Origin of the sequence: Collinsella sp. AM16-21, from assembly GCF_003471905.1 — a bacterium.
GTDB lineage: Bacteria > Actinomycetota > Coriobacteriia > Coriobacteriales > Coriobacteriaceae > Collinsella.
In genome coordinates this window covers 1-18,574 of sequence record NZ_QRKJ01000020.1, presented here as the reverse complement: position 1 = coordinate 18,574, position 18,574 = coordinate 1, and the positions used below count along the sequence as shown (strand labels likewise).

The 18,574-nt window shown below is 58.6% G+C and carries 12 protein-coding genes and 1 tRNA gene; 6 read left to right on the top strand and 7 right to left on the bottom strand.

Annotation, left to right across the window (positions count from 1 at the left end; all coding sequences use genetic code 11):
- Window positions 1-868: 868 nt before the first annotated feature.
- From DW180_RS09360 to DW180_RS09345, 4 genes are all read right to left on the bottom strand, one after another.
- A tRNA-Gln gene (locus DW180_RS09360) sits at window positions 869-943 on the bottom strand.
- A 38-nt stretch (window positions 944-981) separates the two neighbouring features.
- Complete coding sequence (locus tag DW180_RS09355; protein WP_199408213.1) at window positions 982-1,887, bottom strand: peptidoglycan-binding protein; 906 nt, start codon at window positions 1,885-1,887, stop codon at window positions 982-984.
- Window positions 1,888-2,026: 139 nt separating this feature from the next.
- Window positions 2,027-3,040, bottom strand: coding sequence for a polyprenyl synthetase family protein (locus tag DW180_RS09350; protein ID WP_118238464.1), 1,014 nt, complete (start codon window positions 3,038-3,040; stop codon window positions 2,027-2,029).
- Window positions 3,041-3,167: 127 nt separating this feature from the next.
- Entirely contained in the window at window positions 3,168-5,618 is a 2,451-nt protein-coding gene (locus tag DW180_RS09345) for a PTS transporter subunit EIIC (RefSeq protein WP_117779418.1), read from the bottom strand.
- A gap of 224 nt (window positions 5,619-5,842) precedes the next feature.
- On the opposite strand from DW180_RS09345, the gene DW180_RS09340 reads away from it, so the two are divergent.
- From DW180_RS09340 to DW180_RS09320, 5 genes are all read left to right on the top strand, one after another.
- Window positions 5,843-6,562 (top strand): GntR family transcriptional regulator, encoded by a 720-nt coding sequence (locus DW180_RS09340; RefSeq protein ID WP_117638177.1) that lies wholly within the window; start codon window positions 5,843-5,845, stop codon window positions 6,560-6,562.
- Window positions 6,563-6,868: 306 nt separating this feature from the next.
- Window positions 6,869-8,185, top strand: a complete 1,317-nt coding sequence (locus DW180_RS09335; RefSeq protein WP_055252173.1) for an ABC transporter substrate-binding protein — start codon at window positions 6,869-6,871, stop codon at window positions 8,183-8,185.
- Between the two features lie 87 nt (window positions 8,186-8,272).
- Window positions 8,273-9,127: a carbohydrate ABC transporter permease gene (locus DW180_RS09330; protein ID WP_099432301.1), complete on the top strand. Its 855-nt coding sequence runs from the start codon at window positions 8,273-8,275 to the stop codon at window positions 9,125-9,127.
- Window positions 9,127-9,966: a carbohydrate ABC transporter permease gene (locus tag DW180_RS09325; protein ID WP_055252175.1), complete on the top strand. Its 840-nt coding sequence runs from the start codon at window positions 9,127-9,129 to the stop codon at window positions 9,964-9,966. The genes DW180_RS09330 and DW180_RS09325 overlap by 1 nt, the downstream gene beginning before the upstream one ends.
- A gap of 68 nt (window positions 9,967-10,034) precedes the next feature.
- Window positions 10,035-11,234, top strand: coding sequence for an ABC transporter ATP-binding protein (locus DW180_RS09320; RefSeq protein WP_055252176.1), 1,200 nt, complete (start codon window positions 10,035-10,037; stop codon window positions 11,232-11,234).
- A 456-nt stretch (window positions 11,235-11,690) separates the two neighbouring features.
- Here DW180_RS09320 and glgP read toward each other — a convergent pair whose 3' ends face one another.
- From glgP to galE, 3 genes are all read right to left on the bottom strand, one after another.
- Entirely contained in the window at window positions 11,691-13,958 is a 2,268-nt protein-coding gene (gene glgP / locus DW180_RS09315) for a glycogen/starch/alpha-glucan family phosphorylase (RefSeq protein WP_118238463.1), read from the bottom strand.
- Between the two features lie 128 nt (window positions 13,959-14,086).
- Complete coding sequence (gene malQ, locus DW180_RS09310; protein ID WP_118238462.1) at window positions 14,087-15,592, bottom strand: 4-alpha-glucanotransferase; 1,506 nt, start codon at window positions 15,590-15,592, stop codon at window positions 14,087-14,089.
- Window positions 15,593-15,812: 220 nt separating this feature from the next.
- Window positions 15,813-16,874, bottom strand: coding sequence for a UDP-glucose 4-epimerase GalE (gene galE / locus DW180_RS09305; protein ID WP_006235870.1), 1,062 nt, complete (start codon window positions 16,872-16,874; stop codon window positions 15,813-15,815).
- A gap of 266 nt (window positions 16,875-17,140) precedes the next feature.
- Between galE and DW180_RS09300 the strand changes: the two genes are divergently transcribed.
- Window positions 17,141-18,346 (top strand): CHAP domain-containing protein, encoded by a 1,206-nt coding sequence (locus DW180_RS09300; protein ID WP_117790814.1) that lies wholly within the window; start codon window positions 17,141-17,143, stop codon window positions 18,344-18,346.
- Window positions 18,347-18,574 lie beyond the last annotated feature (228 nt).

Here is an 18,574-nt window from a genome sequence, read left to right as displayed (position 1 = left end):
CCGGCCCCGGGAGAGCGGGGACACCGGCTTAGGTTTCCTGCTCTACAGTCCTGCTCACGACGGAGGCCACATTAAGTGGCCTCCTGTTCGTGCGGAACTCGCGATAAACCTAAGCCGGTGCCCCCGCTCTCCCGGGGGCTGTCGTGGCTTGGCCGTTGCACGCGGCTCGCTTTCCGGAACGGGGCTGACGGACACGTTCCGAAATCTACCACCGTCGCTGTGCAGGGTGTCTATAAAGAGCCGTGGCCAAAAAACATCAAATATGAGTACTGATACTCTTTTAGTAGCAGTAATTTTGATCACATTTAAGGTGATTTGACGTGTCGATCGAGCAGATAAGCTGCCGTATCTCCTCAAGTGTTCATTAAAGGAAGACCTTGATGCGAATAAATCTCATTAAGATCTTCTTTTATTAACGAAAATAATATAGCTACAACGGTAACAGTACTCATATTTGCCGTTTTTTGGCCACAGTCCTTCGGAGGGTCCTCGAAAATAGTCCCGAGCCGGCACTTGGGGACGTTCCTATAATGCCGGCACTTAGGAGCGTCCCCAAGTGCCGGCACCGCGTCTGCCTGCGGCGGCCGCGCCCCGCTGCGTCGCTTCGCTCCTTGCGGGTTGGATCCCTCCGCTTGGCGGCGTTGGCTCGATTTGCTTGACGTGAGGGGCTCTTGGCTGGTATGGGACGGAGGGATTCCGCGTCCGCCTTTTCGGCGGCCGCGCCCCGCTGCGTCGCTTCGCTCCTTGCGTGCTGCGCTGGAAAACGCTTCGCGTTTCCTCAGCTCCGCACCCTTGCGGGTTCGAATTCCTCCGCTTGCCCACAAGAAAGCGCCCTGGGCCGTTATGGGCTTAGGGCGCTCAGTTTTAATGGCTGGGACGGAGGGATTCGAACCCCCAACAGCCGGCACCAAAAACCGGAGTTCTACCGTTGAACTACGTCCCAATGTGTGGTGTTGCCCAAAAGCAACTCGTCTAGTTTACCTAATCTGCGAGGGCATCGCAAACGCCATCGAGTAGGCGTACGGCGAGCGTCTGCGCGTCGCTGGCCGTGAAGGTGCCGTTGTAGCGCGTCATGCCCGTGAGCTCAATGCGAATGCGAGCCGGCTTCTGCTGTGCGGCAACATTGGCGGTACGGATGCGTTGGGCCAGGTTGTGGCACTCGGCGAGGGCGATCGTGGCGCGCGGGGCGGCGTCTGCAGGCAACTCGTCGCTTGCGATCTCGAGCACCAGGTCAACGTCGGTCGGAACCTCGGAATCGCAAAGCATCATGCCGCTGCTGTCGGTCGTCGCCGTGGCGATGTTCCACATGCGCGATGCTACGCTGCGCGCAATGGGGTCCTCGCCGATGACGGCAATCTGGAAGCGCTCGAGCACGTTGGCGGCGCGAGCAAAACCGATGCGCGATTCGGCCTCGGTGACCGAGGGCTTGCCCTCCCACACATGGTGCAGGCGGTTGATGTAGGCGTAGGTGTCCTGGAAGGCCATGCCGTCGGCAAACAGGCCGACATTTTCCTGGAACTGCTGCAGGGCGGCCTCGGTATGCGGACCAAAGTAGCCGTCGTCTTCGCCACAGGCAAAGCCCAAAACGTTGAGAGCGCGCTGCAGGGCCTTGACGTCGGCGCCGTGAAAATTGGGCATGCGAAGGTAGAGCGTGCGGTCGCCCAACTTGTATGAAGCGTCTACAAGGGCGCTCCAGCAGGGGATATCGACAGCATAACCGGCCGCAAGGCCGCTATCGAGCCTAAACGTGCCAACAGCCTGCTCGGTGGTGGTGCCAAAGCGCTTGTCGGCGACCTCGTCGGCATCGATGGTGTAACCGAGCTGCAGAAGGCGGGACTGAACATCCTCGACGGCTGCTCCCTGCATGCCCGTGGTAATAGGTTCCATGAACGAACCCCTTTCGGCGTACGATTCGTACTATTTTGAGCGCGTGTCGGATAGACAACGCGAGACAATGCATAAACATGCACTCAACAGTGTAGCAACTTGTACCCAAACTCGCTGCCCACAGGTTTTATGACCCCCGCTAGTTGAGGCGCTCCACAAAGAAATCTGCCATGGAGAGGAACAGATCGCGTGCGTACGGGTCAAGCTCAACATCCTCGATGGCAGCCTTGGCTTTTGCGGTCAGGTCCAGCGCGTAGGCGTGAGCATATTCGATGGAGCCGGTCTCCTGGAAGATCTCCACGGCGCGTGCGAGCTGCGCGGAATCATCGGTGCCCGAGGAAAGAATCGCCTCGACCTCGTCGTGATAGCGCTCATTTGACAGGGCATGCACAGCGACGAGCGTGCGCTTGCCCTCGGTGATGTCGGTGCGGAAGTCCTTGTTGGCGGCCTCTTTGGTGCCGACCAAGTTGAGCAGGTCGTCCTGAATTTGAAAGGCAAGGCCAGTGTGCAGGCCAAAGGCGCGTAGCGCCTCGACCTGCTCTTTGCTGCCGCCGCCGATAATGGCTCCGGCGGCAAGTGGCGTGGCTCCGCTGTAATACGCGGTCTTGTGCGTGGCCATGTCCAGGTAGTCATCAACCGAGATATCAAAGCGCTTGTCACGGACCCAGCCCAGGTCGAGCGCTTGGCCCTCGATGGTTCGGACGATCATCTCGGTAAGCTCGTGGAGCACGTGAAGCTTCACGTCTGCGTTGAGTGTGGGGTCGTCGAGAACCGTCTTGGTGACCATGGTGAGCGCCAGGTCACCGCAGTTGATGGCAAGACCGGTGCCCTCGGTAAGGTGCATGCAGGGCTTGCCGCGACGAATCTGCCCGTTGTCGGCGATGTCGTCGTGGATGAGTGCGCCCGACTGAAAGTGCTCGATGGCCGCCGCTGCGCTGCGGGCGCTCTCAAAGCTGCCGCCTACCGCAGTGGCGGCGAGCATGCAGATGAGCGGGCGGTGGCGCTTGCCAGCGTTTGCCGTAAATGCCGAGAGCGGGGTATACAGGTAGCGCTCGATATCGGCGGAAGTCGCCTGTCCGTCAAAGAACGTGGCCAGATAGTCGTTAATCTGGTCAAAGTGCTGGGCTAAAAAGCTGGTAAACGGACTGGACACGGGTTCTCGCATTCTTTGATAGGTTGCATCGTTGCATTATGCAGACAACATATTGCCACATTAGGGCGTCGAGCGCGGCGGTTGAAGACGATTGGTCCATGCGGCCGCAAGTGCGGTAGGGGCTTGGCTAGATAAGCCCAAAGTGTTCGAGCGCGGTGACGACGCCGTCGTGGTCGATGCTGTCGGTGACATAGTCGGCCTTTTCCTTGAGGAAGTCCGGCGCATTGCCCATGGCGATACCGACATCGACGGCGTTCATCAGCGAGACGTCATTGCTGGCGTCGCCGATGCCGTATACGGTTCCGTGGTGGGGATCGAGGGCGTCGAGTACGGACTGGATACCCTCGCGCTTGGTGCATTCGCGAGGCGAAATCTCGGTCACTTCGAGCTCGAGCTCGTTAAAGCAGAGCAGCGGCTCAAACGCTTGATCCTGAGCGATGCGGTTGGCAAGCGACGTGGACATTAAGATCTTGTAGGCGCTGTAATGTTGCAGCTGCGTAATTGCATCGCCCACGGTGCGGGCGTATCCCGGAGCGTCGGGCGCATCGGCACTCATGCGAACGACGCCATTGAGTCCCTCAAAACGAATCACTTCGTCCGATTGCTCAAGAATGGGAGCAAGGCGCTGCAGCATGCCGGGCGTCATCGCCAAATCGCGAATCACGTGTCCCTCAAGTTCGACATAGCCACCCGCGAGGCAGACGATGCCGGTCCAGGGCAGCTCGAGCAGCTTTGGATGGATGCAGCTCAGCGTGCGCCCTGTGCAGATAAACGCCATATTGCCCTTGGCGACAAAATCACGGATGGCTTGCGAGACCGCTTCATTGGGATAGGGGGAGAGGTCTCGCTCGCTCTCGGGAAGCTCTTGTGCCACTCGAGGGTCTTGCCAGGCGAGTGTTCCGTCGATATCGAAGAAGCAGATATCGCCGCGCTTATGGGCTGCGCTGGCGGCAGGGGAGGCCGAGGTGGTGGACACAAATCCCGGCTCGAGGCCCATGATCTGGTCAAAATGCTCTTTAACGCGGGGAACGGAGATGCCAATAATCACCTGGGCGGTCTTGCCCGTAATGATGAGGCCCTTGGCGCCCACCGCGACAAACGACGCATTATCTGCAACGATGGAAGGGTCTGCGACCTCGACGCGCAGGCGCGTGGCGCAGTTGGTTGCGCCCACGATATTGCCAACGCCACCTAAAAGCTGAATTACCCGCTCAGCGAGGACGTGATCTTGATCGGATTGAATACTGACCTCGCCATTGGGAGATTGCTCTTTGGCAAAGCCGCTTCCCGTTAAACGATCGATTGCCGCGCGATTGGAGACATGATCCTCGCGGCCCGGCGTCTTAAGGTCATAGACCAAGATGAGTGCTCGAAAACTAACAAAAAAGATGAGGCTAAAGGCAAGACCGATACCGAGCGCCAAAAGGTAGGAGCCGGCATGCATTCGCATGAGTGGGATGAAGTTGAAGGCCGTCATTTCCATGAGACCGCCCGAGAAGATGCCGACGATGCCAAAGAAGTTCATGGTCATGGCAAGGCAGGAGGACAGGACGGCGTAGAGCAAAAAGAGTCCGGGATAGGTGAACATAAAGAGAAACTCGAGCGGCTCGGTGACGCCGCAGACCACCGAGGCGACGATGGCGGGCAAAAGGATGACCTTAAGGCCGGCGCGGCGTTCGGGTTTGGCGGTGAAATAGAATGCTGCCGCGATGGCGGGAAGGCCAAAGAGCTTGCCCCAGCCGGTGGCGGTAAAACCTGCCCAGGGCGCAAGTTCATTTAAAGGGCGCGTGCTATGGGAGAGAATGGGGAGCAGGTTGGTCCACGTGGCGTAAATACCGTCGTGAATGACCAGATTGTCGTAATAGATGGGCATATAGAGCAGATGGTGCAGCCCCATGGGCTCGAGCGCTCGCTCCAAAAACACAAAGATGCCCACGCCGAAGGGGCCGACGCCCGCAAGTGCGTGGCGCAGCGTTTCGGTCACAGCGTATGCGAAGGGCACGATGGCGGCCGAGATGGCGGCAAGGGCAAACACGGCAAAAAAGCTGATGAGGTAGACGAGCGAGGAACCCGAGAACGTGCCGAGCCAATCGGGAACCTTGGCATCGTAGAAGCGGTCATGGATGGCAACGACGGTTGCCGACACCGCCAGCGGGCCGATAATGCCGGTGTCGAGCGTCTTGATGCCGTCGATGACGGTGATGCCGCTGGCGGGGGTTAAAGACGACGGGTACTTAAGTCCAAGGTTGTCGCCGCTCAGCTTAATGATCTCGCTCAAAAAGAAACAGTAGGCAAAATAGGCTACGAGCGCCTCGAGGCAGCAGCGTGCCGGTTGCTTTTGGGCAAGGCCGATGGGCAGCGCTACGGCAAAAAGGAGTGGAAGGCGCTTAAAGACCGTCCACGAGCCGCGCTGAATGATAGTCCAGAAAACGTACCAGGGGGTTCCGTATACGGCGAGGTCGCCGACGATATCCACGGTCGTTGCGAGGGCGGAGATGCCGACCATGAGGCCTGATATAGAAAACAGCATGGCGGGCGCGAACATGGCTCCGCCAAAACGTTGGATTTTCTGCAGCATAATATGCCTTTCGGATGCAACATGCTGTGCGAGCAAGAACGTTTAAACAATGAACTCATTGTAGAGGACTGGCTGCTTGCCGCATTGACGGTTTTGATTCGGTCCGATTTGGGTTTCGGGGGAACCGTCGACGGTAAATAATCCGTGCTTTACCGATAATCGGTTTAAACAACTTTAAGAAATGCTATCGTGCCTAGCCATACATATTCATTAGAGGTGAAATCATGCCAAAAGCGATTTACGAAGGAATCTACCGCGAGATCCGTTCGCGCATCATCAACGGGACCTATGCGTTTCAGGAGATGCTGCCAACCGAAGCCGAGCTGACCGCGGAGTTTGGCTGCACGCGCAATACCGTTCGACGCGCCTTGAGCATGCTGGCCGACCAGATGTTTGTGCAGCCTATACACGGCAAGGGCGTGCGCGTTATTTGGCTTAAGGGCGAAACCGATATGCTGGGCGCACTCGAAGAGGTTGAGTCGTTTGGCGAGTTCGCAAAACGCAACAATGCCGTCGCATCGACCGAGGTCAAGTCTTTTGAACATTTGATTTGCACTGAGCAACTCTCTCGTCGCCTGGGCTTTAAGGTGGGCGAGGAGCTGATTCGCGTCGTGCGTGTCCGAAGCCTCAACGGCAGCGCGCGCCAAGTGGACCACGGCTACTTTTTGGCGTCGATCGCCAAGGGCCTGACCCCCGAGATCGCGGCGGATTCTATCTACGGCTATCTGGAGCACAAGCGCGGCATCAAAGTGATGGCGAGCCGCCGTACGGTGAGTGTCGAGCTCGCCAACGATGAGGACTGCAGCTATCTGGACCTTGGCAAGTACAACTGCGTCGCCGTTATGGAGAGCCAGTCGTACACCTCGGACGGCATCTTGTTCGAGGTCACGCATGCCCGCACACACCCCGAGATCTTCCATTACCGCGTCAATTCCAAGCGATAGCCGGCTAGCTCGCAGCCTGACGAGACTCATGCCCTCAAAGCGAAAACGCCCGGTCAAACCGACGATGCATCGGCTTGATCGGGCGTTTTCTCTGCATTAGATAACAAATAATTGTTTATACAAAACTTGTCAAGTATCAAGTCGAAATTACCGTTCACCGAAGTTTTTCTACCGCTCTAGTAATACTTGTTCAAACAACTAGCCAAATAGCGTATTGTACAAGTCAGCAAAAGGGGCAAAGTCCCCGAGCCAATCTCCGAAGGCGGCGGCAAAGGGTGCCGCCACGGTGTGAAAGGGTGGATTGTAATGAAGAACGAAATGAGCAGAAGGCAGTTCCTGGGCTTTGCTGGTTCCGCGGCTGCGGTTCTTGGTCTGGGCCTCGTGGGCTGCGGTGGTTCTGCCGGCTCTGGCTCCTCTGCTTCTGGTGACGCTGCCGAGGTCTACTTCCTCCAGTTCAAGCCCGAGGTCGACAAGGAGTGGAAGGAGATCGCCAAGGCGTACAAGAAGGAGAAGGGCGTCGAGGTCAAGATCGTGACCGCCGCCTCCAACACCTACGAGGAGAAGCTCAAGTCCGAGATGTCCAAGAGCTCCGCTCCGACGCTGTTCCAGGTCAACGGCCCCACCGGCCTTAAGAACTGGAAGGACTACTGCGCCGATCTTTCCGACACCAAGCTCCGCGGCGAGCTCATCGACGACTCTCTGGCGCTGCAGTCCGACGGCAAGGATCTGGGTATCGACTGGGTTCAGGAGAGCTACGGCATCATCTACAACAAGGAGCTCCTCGAGAAGGCCGGCTACAAGGCCGAGGACATCAACTCCTTCGACAAGCTGAAGGCTTGCGCCGATGACATCCAGGCCCGCAAGGACGAGCTCGGCGTTGACGGTGCCTTCACTTCCGCCGGCATGGATGACTCCTCCAGCTGGCGCTACACCACCCACCTCGCCAACCTCCCGCTCTACTACGAGTTCGAGAAGGAGCACAACCAGGAGGACGACGAGATCAAGGGCGAGTATCTCGACAACTTTAAGCAGATCTTCGACCTGTATATCACCGACTCCACCTGCGATCCTTCGCAGCTTGCCTCCAAGACCGGTGACGACGCCACCAACGAGTTCGCAACCGGTAAGGCCGTTTTCTACCAGAACGGCTCTTGGGCCTACGCCGACCTCACCAAGGCCGGTATGACCGACGACCAGCTCGGCATGCTGCCGATCTACATCGGCGTCGACGGCGAGGAGAACCAGGGCCTGTGCTCCGGCGGCGAGAACTACTGGTGCGTCAGCTCCCAGGCTTCCGAGGATGCCCAGAAGGCCACCGAGGACTTCATGTATTGGTGCGTCACTTCTGACACCGCCACCAGCATCATCGCTGACAAGATGGGTCTGACCGCCCCGTTCAAGAGCGCTAAGGAGACCACCAACGTCTTCTCGCAGCAGGCCGTTGCTATGGCCAAGGACGGCAAGAAGACCGTTGCTTGGGACTTCGTTTACATCCCCTCTGAGGAGTGGAAGAAGAACCTCAAGCAGGCTCTCATCGCTTATGCTGCCGACAACACCAAGTGGGACGGCGTCAAGAACGCCTTCGTCGATGGCTGGAAGACCGAGAAGGCTGCTTCCGAGTAAGCAGTTGCTGCCCAAGCTATCTGATTAGCGACAGGGGGCGGGCAGACGTAGGTTTGCCCGCCCCCTGCATATTGAAAGGACCCTTCTATGGGCAAAGCACTCAAACGCTGGTGGCCGCTCTTTATGCTGCCCACGTGCCTGGCGTTTATGATCGGGTTCGTGATTCCCTTTATCCAGGGTTTCTATCTCTCGTTCTGCCAGTTTATTACCATCAATAACGCGCACTTTGTCGGTATCGAGAACTACGTGCGCGCACTGACCGACCCGCAGTTCTCCACGTCGTTCTTCTTTACCGTGGCGTTTGCCTTCCTGTCGACGGTGCTCATCAACGTGATCGCGCTGGCCATTGCGCAGGCGCTCACTCGCAAGGCGCTCAAGGGCACCAACATCTTCCGTACGATTTTCTTTATGCCTAACCTGATTGGCGGCATTGTACTGGGTTACATTTGGCAGATTCTGATCAACTGCCTGCTCTCCAACGTGGGTGCCCAGCTTATCGCCCTCAACTCCGCCGCTGGCTTCTGGGGCCTTATCATCCTGACCCTGTGGCAACAGGTCGGCTACATGATGATCATCTACATCGCCGGTCTGCAGTCCATCCCGTCTGACTACATTGAGGCCGCCAAGGTCGATGGCGCTACGGCATGGCAGACGTTTTGGAAGGTTAAGATCCCCAACCTGATGCCGACCATCACCATCTGCCTGTTCCTGTCCATCACCAACGGCTTTAAGCTGTTCGACCAGAACCTTGCCCTTACCGGTGGCGCCCCGGCGCACTCCACCGAGATGCTCGCCCTGAACATCTACAACACGTTCTATTCGCGTGCTGGCATCGCATGGCAGGGCATCGGTCAGGCCAAGGCAGTTATCTTCTGCATCCTGGTTGTCGCTATTTCTATGATCCAGCTTAAGGCCACGAGGTCCAAGGAGGTGCAGCAGTAATGAAACGCGATAAGGCTATCAACCGCGCGCTCTCGATCTTCTTTACGATCCTGTCGCTCGCATGGATCTACCCCGTGTTCATGATTGCGCTCAATTCCTTTAAGAAAGCGACCGCAATCAGCACCACCACGGCGTTCGATCTGCTCACGCCCGAGACGTTCAACGGCCTCGCAAACTACGTGCACGCTCTGAACGAGCAGGGCTTTGCCTCGGCGTTTATGTACTCGCTCATCATCACGGTCACGTCGGTCGTGCTGATTCTGGTGTGCTGCTCCATGTGCGCTTGGTACGTGGTGCGCGTCAACAGCAAGATCTCGAACTTCTTCTATTACCTGTTCGTCTTCTCGATGGTCGTACCGTTCCAGATGCTCATGTTCACGCTGTCCAACCTCGCGGACCGCATCGGCTTTAACACGCCGTTTAACATCTGCTTCATCTACCTCGGTTTTGGCGCGGGCCTCGCGGTCTTTATGTTCGCCGGCTTCGTCAAGAACATCCCGCTCGAGATTGAGGAAGCGGCCATGATTGACGGCTGCAACCCGGTCCAGGTGTTCTTTAAGATCGTCCTTCCCATCATGAAGCCCACCTATCTTTCGGTCGGCATCCTCGAGACCATGTGGGTCTGGAACGACTACCTGCTGCCCTACCTTACGCTCGACTCCACCAAGTACAAGACCATTCCTATTTTGATCCAGTACTTCCGCGGCGGCTATGGCCACGTCGAGCTCGGCCCCATGATGGCCTGCATCATGATGGTCGTTGTCCCCATCGTCATCATGTACATCTTCTGCCAGAAGTACATCATCGACGGTGTGGTGGCAGGTGCCGTCAAGGGCTGATGCCGTAACTGTTTTGCAAGTTTTGGCGGCGCCCCTCAGCGCGGCGTCGCGTATCGAAAGGTAGAGACATGGCCGAGATCGTTCTCAAACATGTTCAGAAGGTGTATCCCAACAACGAGTCAAAAAAGAAGGGCTTCTTTGGCAAAAAGAAGAAGACCGAGGAGAAGAAGCACAACCTCAAGGTTACCGAGGACGGTGTGCTCGCTGTAGAGGACTTCAACCTCACCGTTCACGACCAGGAGTTCATCGTCCTCGTTGGCCCCTCTGGCTGCGGTAAGTCCACGACGATGCGCATGGTCGCCGGCCTAGAGGACATCACCTCCGGCGACGTGCTCATCGACGGCAAGCGCGTCAACGACGTGGCGCCCAAGGACCGCGACATCGCCATGGTGTTCCAGAGCTACGCTCTGTACCCCAATATGACGGTGTACGAGAACATGGCGTTTACGCTTGAGCTCAAGAAGGTCCCCAAGGACGAGATCGACCGTAAGGTTCGCTCCGCTGCTGAGATCCTGGGTATTACCGAGTACCTCGACCGTAAGCCCAAGGCGCTCTCTGGCGGCCAGCGCCAGCGCGTCGCCATCGGCCGCGCCATCGTGCGTGACCCCAAGGTCTTCCTGATGGACGAGCCGCTGTCCAACCTGGATGCCAAGCTTCGTAACCAGATGCGCGCCGAGCTCATTAAGCTGCGTCACGAGATCAAGGGCACCTTCATCTACGTTACCCACGACCAGACCGAGGCTATGACCCTCGGCGACCGCATCGTGGTCATGAAGGACGGCGTCGTCCAGCAGATCGCCACGCCGCAGGAGGTCTTCAACCATCCCGCGAACATCTTCGTCGCCGGCTTCATCGGCGTGCCGCAGATGAACTTCTTCGATGCCCAGCTGGTGCGCTCGGGCAACGGCTTTACTGTCAAGACCGAGGATATGAACGTGGCGCTCGCCCCGGAGACTTGCGCTCAGCTTGCCCTCAACTGGGACGGCGGCGACGTGAAGGAGATTACGGCCGGCGTGCGCCCCGAGCAGATTCTGCTTGCCGACAAGGACGAGGAGGGTGCGCTCCAGGGCACCGTCGAGGTGACCGAGCTCATGGGCTCGACCGAGCATGTCCACGTGACTGCTCCCGACGGCCAGTTTGTCCTGATCATTCCCGTCGTCGACCTCGAGGCCAAGGGCGCGCTCAAGGCGGGCGACCCCATCTGGTTCAAGTTCGAGAAGAACGCGACCCACCTCTTCGATAAGGTCTCTGGCAAGAACCTTATCTAGGCCCGGTGCAACCAGGCCCTTCCTTTGGGCGACTGCGGCTTTGCCATCCTTTTGCCGCGGTCACATATAAGGCTTCCCTCCCGTCCACTGGGCGAGAGGGGAGCCTTTCTTTGTGTTGGGACTGTCTGACCGGTCGTTTGTCTCGATCTGTAACGGATAGGGCCGATTTCAGACGTTAGATGTTACAGATCGAGACGGTTCCGCTGAGCTAACCATTTCATCTAAATCTGTAACACCAAAGGCGAATTTCACCTGCTAGATGTTACAGATTGAGATAAACCCGAGGGGAGGGGCCGGTATGTCTCAATCTGTAACGGCTGGGACCGTTTTGGTTGAGTAATTGCTACGGATCGAGATTGTTTGGCCGAGTTGGATCACAGGGTAACGTGCGGGCACAAAAAACGGAGCCGTGTTGCCACGACTCCGTTCCTCAAGAGAATGGGTAAGGGGAATGGGTTAGTCCAGGTGCCAGATCTCGTCGTTGTACTGGGAGATCGTACGGTCGGACGAGAAGGTGCCGGCGTTGGCGATATTGATGAGCGCCTTGCGCATCCAGGCGTCCTGGTCCTCGTAGTCGGCCAGCACGCGCTCCTTGGTCTGGATGTACTCCTCAATGTCGAGCAAGGCCATAAACCAGTCCTTGCCCTTAATGTCGTCGTGCAGGCGCTGCAGGCGCTCGGCGTTGCCGGTTGCCATAAAGGCCGGGTTGGTGATGAAGTCCACCAGCAGTTTAATGCCGGGCTTGCGGTAGAGCGCACCGGCGTTGTAGGTGCCGTCGGCGTAGAGCTGCTCGACCTGTTTGGACGAGGCACCAAAGGTATAGATGTTCTCGTCGCCCACGAGCTCGGCAATCTCCACGTTGGCACCGTCGAGCGTGCACAGGGTTAGGGCGCCGTTGAGCATGAACTTCATGTTGGAGGTGCCGCTCGCCTCCTTGGAGGCCAGGCTGATCTGCTCGGAGATGTCAGCGGCGGGGATCACGCGCTCGGCGGCGGTGACGTTGTAGTTCTCGATCATGACAACCTGCAGGTAGGGAGCCACGTCGGGGTCGTTTGCAATCCACTGCGACAGCGTCAGGATCAGATGGATGATGTCCTGCGCGATAGTGTAGGCAGGCGCCGCCTTGCCGCCAAAGATGATGGTGACAGGGTGCTTAGGCCTGTTGCCGTTCTTGATATCGAAGTACTTCCAGATGATGTAGAGCGCGAGCATCTGCTGACGCTTGTACTCGTGGATGCGCTTGACCTGGACGTCGATGATGGCGTTGGAGGGAATGGTCACGCCCTGCTCGAGCGCCATGAACTGGCGCATGATGGCCTTGGCCTCGACCTTGGTGGCGGCCAGGCGCTCAAGAACGTCCTTGTCGTCGGCGAACTTGGCGAGTTTGCTCAGATCGCCGGTGCTGCGCCAGTCGGTGCCGATTACATCGTCGAGCAGGCTGGCGAGCGCGGGGTTGGCTCCATGGATCCAGCGGCGGAAGGTGATGCCGTTGGTCTTGTTGGAGAACTTCTCGGGATAGATCTCGTAGAACGGATGAAGCTCGGTGTCCTCCAGGATCTTGGTGTGGAGGGCGGCTACGCCATTGATGGAGAAGCCAAAGTGGATGTCCATGTGGGCCATGTGGACGGTGTCGTATTCGTCGATGACGGCGACGCGCGGGTCATCGTGCTCGGCCTTCGCGATCTCATCGAGCTTGACGATAATGTCGGCGATGGCAGGGGAGACCTTCTGCAGGCTGACGAGCGGCCACTTCTCGAGCGCCTCGGCAAGAATCGTGTGGTTAGTGTAGGCGACCATGGAGCGTACGATGGTCACAGCCTCGTCAAACTCGATGCCATGCTCGGTGGTGAGCAAGCGAATGAGCTCGGGGATGACCATGGTGGGGTGCGTGTCGTTAATTTGGACCACGGCGTAGTCGGCCAGATCGTGCAGGTTGCTGCCGCGCTCGATGGCCTCGTCGATCAGGAGCTGGGCGGCGTTGCTCACCATGAAGTATTCCTGGTAGATGCGAAGCAGGCGGCCCTGCTCGTCGGAATCGTCGGGGTAGAGGAACAAGGTGAGGTTTTTGGCGATCTCGGTCTTGTCGAAGTCGATGGAGCTGCCGGGGACCAGGCCGTCGTCGACGCTCGCCAGGTCGAACAGGCGCAGACGGTTCTTGGTGGGCTGGCCGTAACCGGGCACGTCGATGTTGACGAGCTTGGAGGTAACGGCAAAATCGCCGAACTCGACGGTGTAGGAGCGGTCGTCGTCGACTAGGATGTCCTGCTCACCGAGCCACTCGTCGGGGACGGCCTTCTGCTGGTTGTCGACAAAGCGCTGACGGAACAGGCCGTAGTGATAGTTGAGGCCCACGCCATCGCCGGTCAAGCCCAGCGTGGCGATGGAATCCAGGAAGCATGCGGCCAGGCGGCCCAGGCCGCCGTTGCCGAGCGACGGCTCGACCTCGAACTCCTCGATCTTGTTGAGGTCGTGGCCTGCGGCGGTGAGCTGGTCCTTAACCTCGTCGTAGATGCCGAGGTCGATCATGTTGTTGATGAGCAGCTTGCCGATCAAAAATTCGGCGGAAATGTAATAGAGCTTTTTCTTGCCGTTGTTGAGCGGGCAGGCGGCGGAGCGCTCCTGCACGAGTTTGACCAGCAGCTTGTAAATGCGACGGTCGTCGAGCTGCTCGAGCGAGGTGCCAAAAGACTGCTCGGCGAGTTCCATGAGGTTAATTTGGGGCATGTTTCCTCCTGTAATGGGTTGATTACATGTCTGCAATTCATAAGAATCCCGCGCGAGGGGATTGGGGTGGCCTCGCGCGGGTAAGCAAGCGCGTCCGCACGGTGGGGAGGGGTCGGGCGCGGTAGCTCCTATTGAGGAAGCTCGATTTCGGCTTCCGACGGGATGCGGAAGTAGGTCTCGGTCCAGTCGGTGAGTTTGTGCTCGAGCTCGCGGGTGATGGCGCCGTCGAGCATGCGCCAGGTCCAGTTGCCGCCCAGCGTGGCAGGGGTGTTGATGCGCGCCTCGTTGCCCAAGTTGAGCAGGTCCTGCATGGTGTAGATGCACGTGTCGCTCACGCTGGCTGCGATGGTTCGGTTGAGCGCGTCGGCGATGGGTTCGCCGGCCTGCTGATGGGTGTACAGGGCTGTCTGCTCGCGCTGACGCGGGGTAGCCGTTCCTTCAAACCAGCCGCGTGCCGTCTCGTTGTCGTGAGTGCCCACGTAGGCGACGGTGTTGGCAATGTAGTTGTGCGGCAGGTAGTACGAGTTGGTGCCCTCAAAGGCAAACTGCAGGATCTTCATGCCGGGGAAGCCCGAGTTGTCGCGCATATCGATGACGCCGGGGGTGAGGAAGCCCAGGTCCTCGGCGATGATGGGCAGCGTGCCGAGCTTTTCCTCGAGTGTCTTGAAGAGCTTGAGGCCGGAACCCTGCGTCCACGAACCGTAGGACGAATCAGGCGAGGAGAACGGCACCTCCCAATAGGCCTCGAAGCCGCGGAAGTGATCCAGGCGGATGACGTCGTACATGTCGAGGGCGGCGCGAATGCGGCCCTCCCACCAGGAGAAGCCGTCGGCCTCCATGGCGTCCCAGTCGTAGATGGGGTTGCCCCAGTACTGGCCGGTGGCCGAGAACTGGTCGGGCGGCGTGCCGGCGACGCTCACGGGATTGCCGGCGGCGTCGATCTTAAAGAGCTCAGGTGTCGCCCACATCTCGACGGAGTCACGCGAGACATAGATGGGCAGGTCGCCGATGATGAGAATGTCGCGCTCGTTGGCATAGGCCTTGAGGCGGCTCCACTGGCGATCGAAGAAGTACTGCGTCATCTGGTGGTAGAGCATACGCGCCGGATGGTCGGCGCAGACCTTGGCGGAAGCCTCGCCGCGGGTGCGGAGCTCCGCGGGCCACTCCCAAAACGCCTTGAGACCGCACTCCTCTTTGACGGTCATGAACTCACAGTAGGGGATGAGCCAGTCCTCGTTGGCCTGGATAAAGTCATCGAAATCGGCCGGCTTGTCGGCAGCAAAGCGCTCGGCGGCGCGGTCGAGAATCTGACGGCGGCCGCCAAAGATAGCACCGTAGTCGACATTGCTGGGGTCGGATCCCAGATACACGCCATCGATATCGCGCTGCTCCAGATACCCTGCCTCGATAAGCTCGGCAAAGTCGATAAAGTTGGGGTTGCCTGCGCGGGCCGAGAACGACTGATAAGGCGAATCGCCATAGCTGGTCGTCGTAAGGGGCAGAATCTGCCAGTAATGTTGTTTGCACGAGGCGAGAAAATCGACGAAGTCGTAGGCATTCCAGCCAAAGCCGCCGATTCCGTATGGTCCGGGCAGAGATGAGACGGGCATGAGGACGCCGCTTGCACGCTCCATGAATGCGCTCACCAACCTTCTTGTTGTGGGGTCGGCCTGCCGATGGGTGTGCAGTCCGCCTCCGATGTTCTGATTCGATACGCCTATTGTAAAACATGTTGTTTAAACATGTACAGGCAAGATAAAAAAGTTGGTCGATTTTCGGCGAATGGCTACATGCCATGAAAAAGCCCCGACCTCACAACGTGAGATCGGGGCAAGAACGGTATGTAGGTTTTTGCTACTCGGCGTCGGCGAAGCCGTTGGGGTTGTGGCTCTGCCAGTTCCAGCTATCGCGGCACATGTCCGCGATGTCGTACTGGGCCTTCCAGCCCATCATGCGCTCGGCCTTGGAGGCATCGCACCAGTTGGCAGCGATGTCGCCGGCGCGGCGCTCGCGGATCACGTAGGGCAGCTCCTTGCCACAAGCCTTGGAGAAGGCGGCGACGACCTCGAGTACCGAGGTGCCGGTGCCGGTGCCCAGGTTAAAGATCTCGACGCCGGTCTTGCCGTTCATCCAGTTAAGGGCGGCAACGTGACCAGAGGCCAGATCGCACACGTGGATGTAGTCGCGCACGCCGGTGCCGTCGGGGGTGGGGTAGTCGTTGCCAAAGACCTGAACGGCCTCGAGCTTGCCCACGGCGACCTGGGCGACATAGGGCACCAGGTTGTTGGGGATGCCCTTGGGGTCCTCGCCGATCAGGCCCGACGGATGAGCGCCGATGGGGTTGAAGTAACGGAGCAGCACGACGTCCCACTCGGGGTCGGCGGTGTGGACGTCCATAAGGATCTGCTCGATCATCCACTTGGTCCAGCCATAGGGGTTGGTTGCGGGCTTCTTGGGATCTTCCTCGGTGACGGGCGGGTTGTCCGGGTCGCCGTAGACGGTCGAGGAGCTCGAGAAGATGATGGACTTGCAGCCATGGTTGCGCATGACGTCGATGAGCACCAGGGTGTTCTCGATGTTGTTGTGGTAGTACTCGACGGGCTTGCTCACCGACTCGCCGACGGCCTTAAAGCCGGCAAAGTGGATGACACGGTCGATCTGATGGGTATCGAAGATCTTGTTCATCGCATCGCGGTCGAGCACGTTGGCCTCGTAGAAGGTGAGGTTCTTGGCGGCCTCGTCGCCCACGATGGTCTTGACGCGGTCGACGGCGACGGCGCTGGAGTTGGAGAGATCATCGACGATGACGACCTGGTAGCCACCCTCGAGCAGCTGAACGACGGTGTGCGAGCCGATAAAGCCGGCGCCACCGGTAACGAGGACGCAGGTGTCTTTGGGGTCGAGTGCTTTGGACATGTAGTCTCCTATCGAATCAGGAACACTTCTAGAGGGGAGTATAGCGCAGGCGGGGACGCCCAAATGGTGCACTGTAGGAAAAGCAGAGGATTATGTTAACGTACTCATATAAGAGCTTGCTCAATTGTTACCTCAAATTTGACAATTGCTTACGAGCCGCCGACCTTGTAGTTTCCTGCCGTTCGTGGAAATCGTTGGGACGCGCCATATGTACGCTAATATGTATGAGTTGAGCGACATATAAATAAGCATGTAACGGAGTACATATGTCACCAAACAGCGATTCCATCCTTTCCCAGGAGCTCTCGCGCCGCACTGCCCTTAAGGCCCTGTTCGGCGCCGCTTCTGCGGCAGTTCTTTTTGGCCTGCCCACTCGCGCCCATGCGGCGGAGGCTTCCAAAGAAACCACCGATAAATTGAATGCCGCCCAGGCCCAGCTCGACGAGGTTCAGGCCCAGCTCGACAGCATCGCAAATGAGTATGCGGCGCTGGCCAACAAGAATGCCCAGACCCTCAATGACATCGAGAATGTCCAGGGCAAGATTGACGACACGCAGGCCCAGATCGATGAAAAGAAGGCCGAGCTCAAGAAGAAGCGCAACGACCTTTCCGATCGCGTGGCCGCCAGCTACAAGTCCGGCGGCACGAACATCCTGTCGCTGCTGCTGGCCTCTGGCTCGTTTGAGGAACTCGTCGCCAACGCGCATTACGTTGAGAAGATCAACAAGAGCGACCGCGATGCTATCGAGGATATCCAGACGATTCAGGCTGAGCTCGACGCACAGAAGACCGAGCTCGAATCACAAAAGGCCGACCTGGAGAAACTCAAGGACCAGCAGACGGCTCAGATGCAGGATATGCAGGCCAAGCAGCAAGAAGTCCAGACCGTGCTGAACGGTCTTTCCGACGACGTCAAGGAACTCATGGCTCAGCGCGATTCCGAGATCCTCGCTGCCGCCCAGGCTGAGGAGGCCGCTAGGAAGGCGGCTGCGGCAGCCGCGGCCTCTGCGAACACGGGCTCTTCTTCGGGTGGCTCGAGCTCGGGTGGCGGCTCGTATGCCGGCGGCACCCCGCAACAGACGGGCGGTTCGGGCAAGCAGCAGGCCGTCGTCAATGCGTGCTACTCGACGCCTTCTCCCGGCCAGGGCTGGTGTGCTGCCTGGGTTACCAACGTCTTCCGCAATGCCGGCGTGGGCTATTTTGGCGGCAACGCGTGTGACATGTTCAACGCCTGGTGCTATAGCTCCGACCGCTCGGCGCTGCAGGTGGGCATGATCGTGGCCGATTCCTCGCACAGCGGCACGGGTGCTCCGGGCCTTATCTACGGTCATGTGGGTATCTACGTTGGCGGCGGCATCGTTATGAGCAACGAGGGCGCCATTACGTCTAAGTCGCTTGATTCGTTCATCAGCTTTTATGGTACTGGCTCTGGCGTGCGTTGGGGCTGGCTTGGCGGTATTGCGCTGTCGTAACGCAAGTTGGGCCGGGACTGTCCGAGAGGCATAAGGTTGCCTGCTCGGACAGTCCTGCTCGCACGGAGAGCACATTAAGTGCTCTCCGGCTCGTGCGGAACTCGCGATCAACCTTATGCCTCTCGGACAGTCCCGGCCCTCTTGGGTTCGGGGCGCGACACACCGGACTGGTTGTCTGAATTAAGGCTTATAGGACAAAATGTGTGTCCACTTTAGGGGCATCGGCGC

What these genes read in the sequence shown, in the direction of transcription:
- DW180_RS09355 (WP_199408213.1), bottom strand. Translation starts at nt 1,887, where the DNA reads ATGGAACCTATTACCACGGGCATGCAGGGAGCAGCCGTCGAGGATGTT.
- DW180_RS09345 (WP_117779418.1), bottom strand. Translation starts at nt 5,618, where the DNA reads ATGCTGCAGAAAATCCAACGTTTTGGCGGAGCCATGTTCGCGCCCGCC.
- DW180_RS09340 (WP_117638177.1), top strand. Translation starts at nt 5,843, where the DNA reads ATGCCAAAAGCGATTTACGAAGGAATCTACCGCGAGATCCGTTCGCGC.
- DW180_RS09335 (WP_055252173.1), top strand. Translation starts at nt 6,869, where the DNA reads ATGAAGAACGAAATGAGCAGAAGGCAGTTCCTGGGCTTTGCTGGTTCC.
- DW180_RS09330 (WP_099432301.1), top strand. Translation starts at nt 8,273, where the DNA reads ATGGGCAAAGCACTCAAACGCTGGTGGCCGCTCTTTATGCTGCCCACG.
- DW180_RS09325 (WP_055252175.1), top strand. Translation starts at nt 9,127, where the DNA reads ATGAAACGCGATAAGGCTATCAACCGCGCGCTCTCGATCTTCTTTACG.
- DW180_RS09320 (WP_055252176.1), top strand. Translation starts at nt 10,035, where the DNA reads ATGGCCGAGATCGTTCTCAAACATGTTCAGAAGGTGTATCCCAACAAC.
- glgP (WP_118238463.1), bottom strand. Translation starts at nt 13,958, where the DNA reads ATGCCCCAAATTAACCTCATGGAACTCGCCGAGCAGTCTTTTGGCACC.
- malQ (WP_118238462.1), bottom strand. Translation starts at nt 15,592, where the DNA reads ATGGAGCGTGCAAGCGGCGTCCTCATGCCCGTCTCATCTCTGCCCGGA.
- galE (WP_006235870.1), bottom strand. Translation starts at nt 16,874, where the DNA reads ATGTCCAAAGCACTCGACCCCAAAGACACCTGCGTCCTCGTTACCGGT.
- DW180_RS09300 (WP_117790814.1), top strand. Translation starts at nt 17,141, where the DNA reads ATGTCACCAAACAGCGATTCCATCCTTTCCCAGGAGCTCTCGCGCCGC.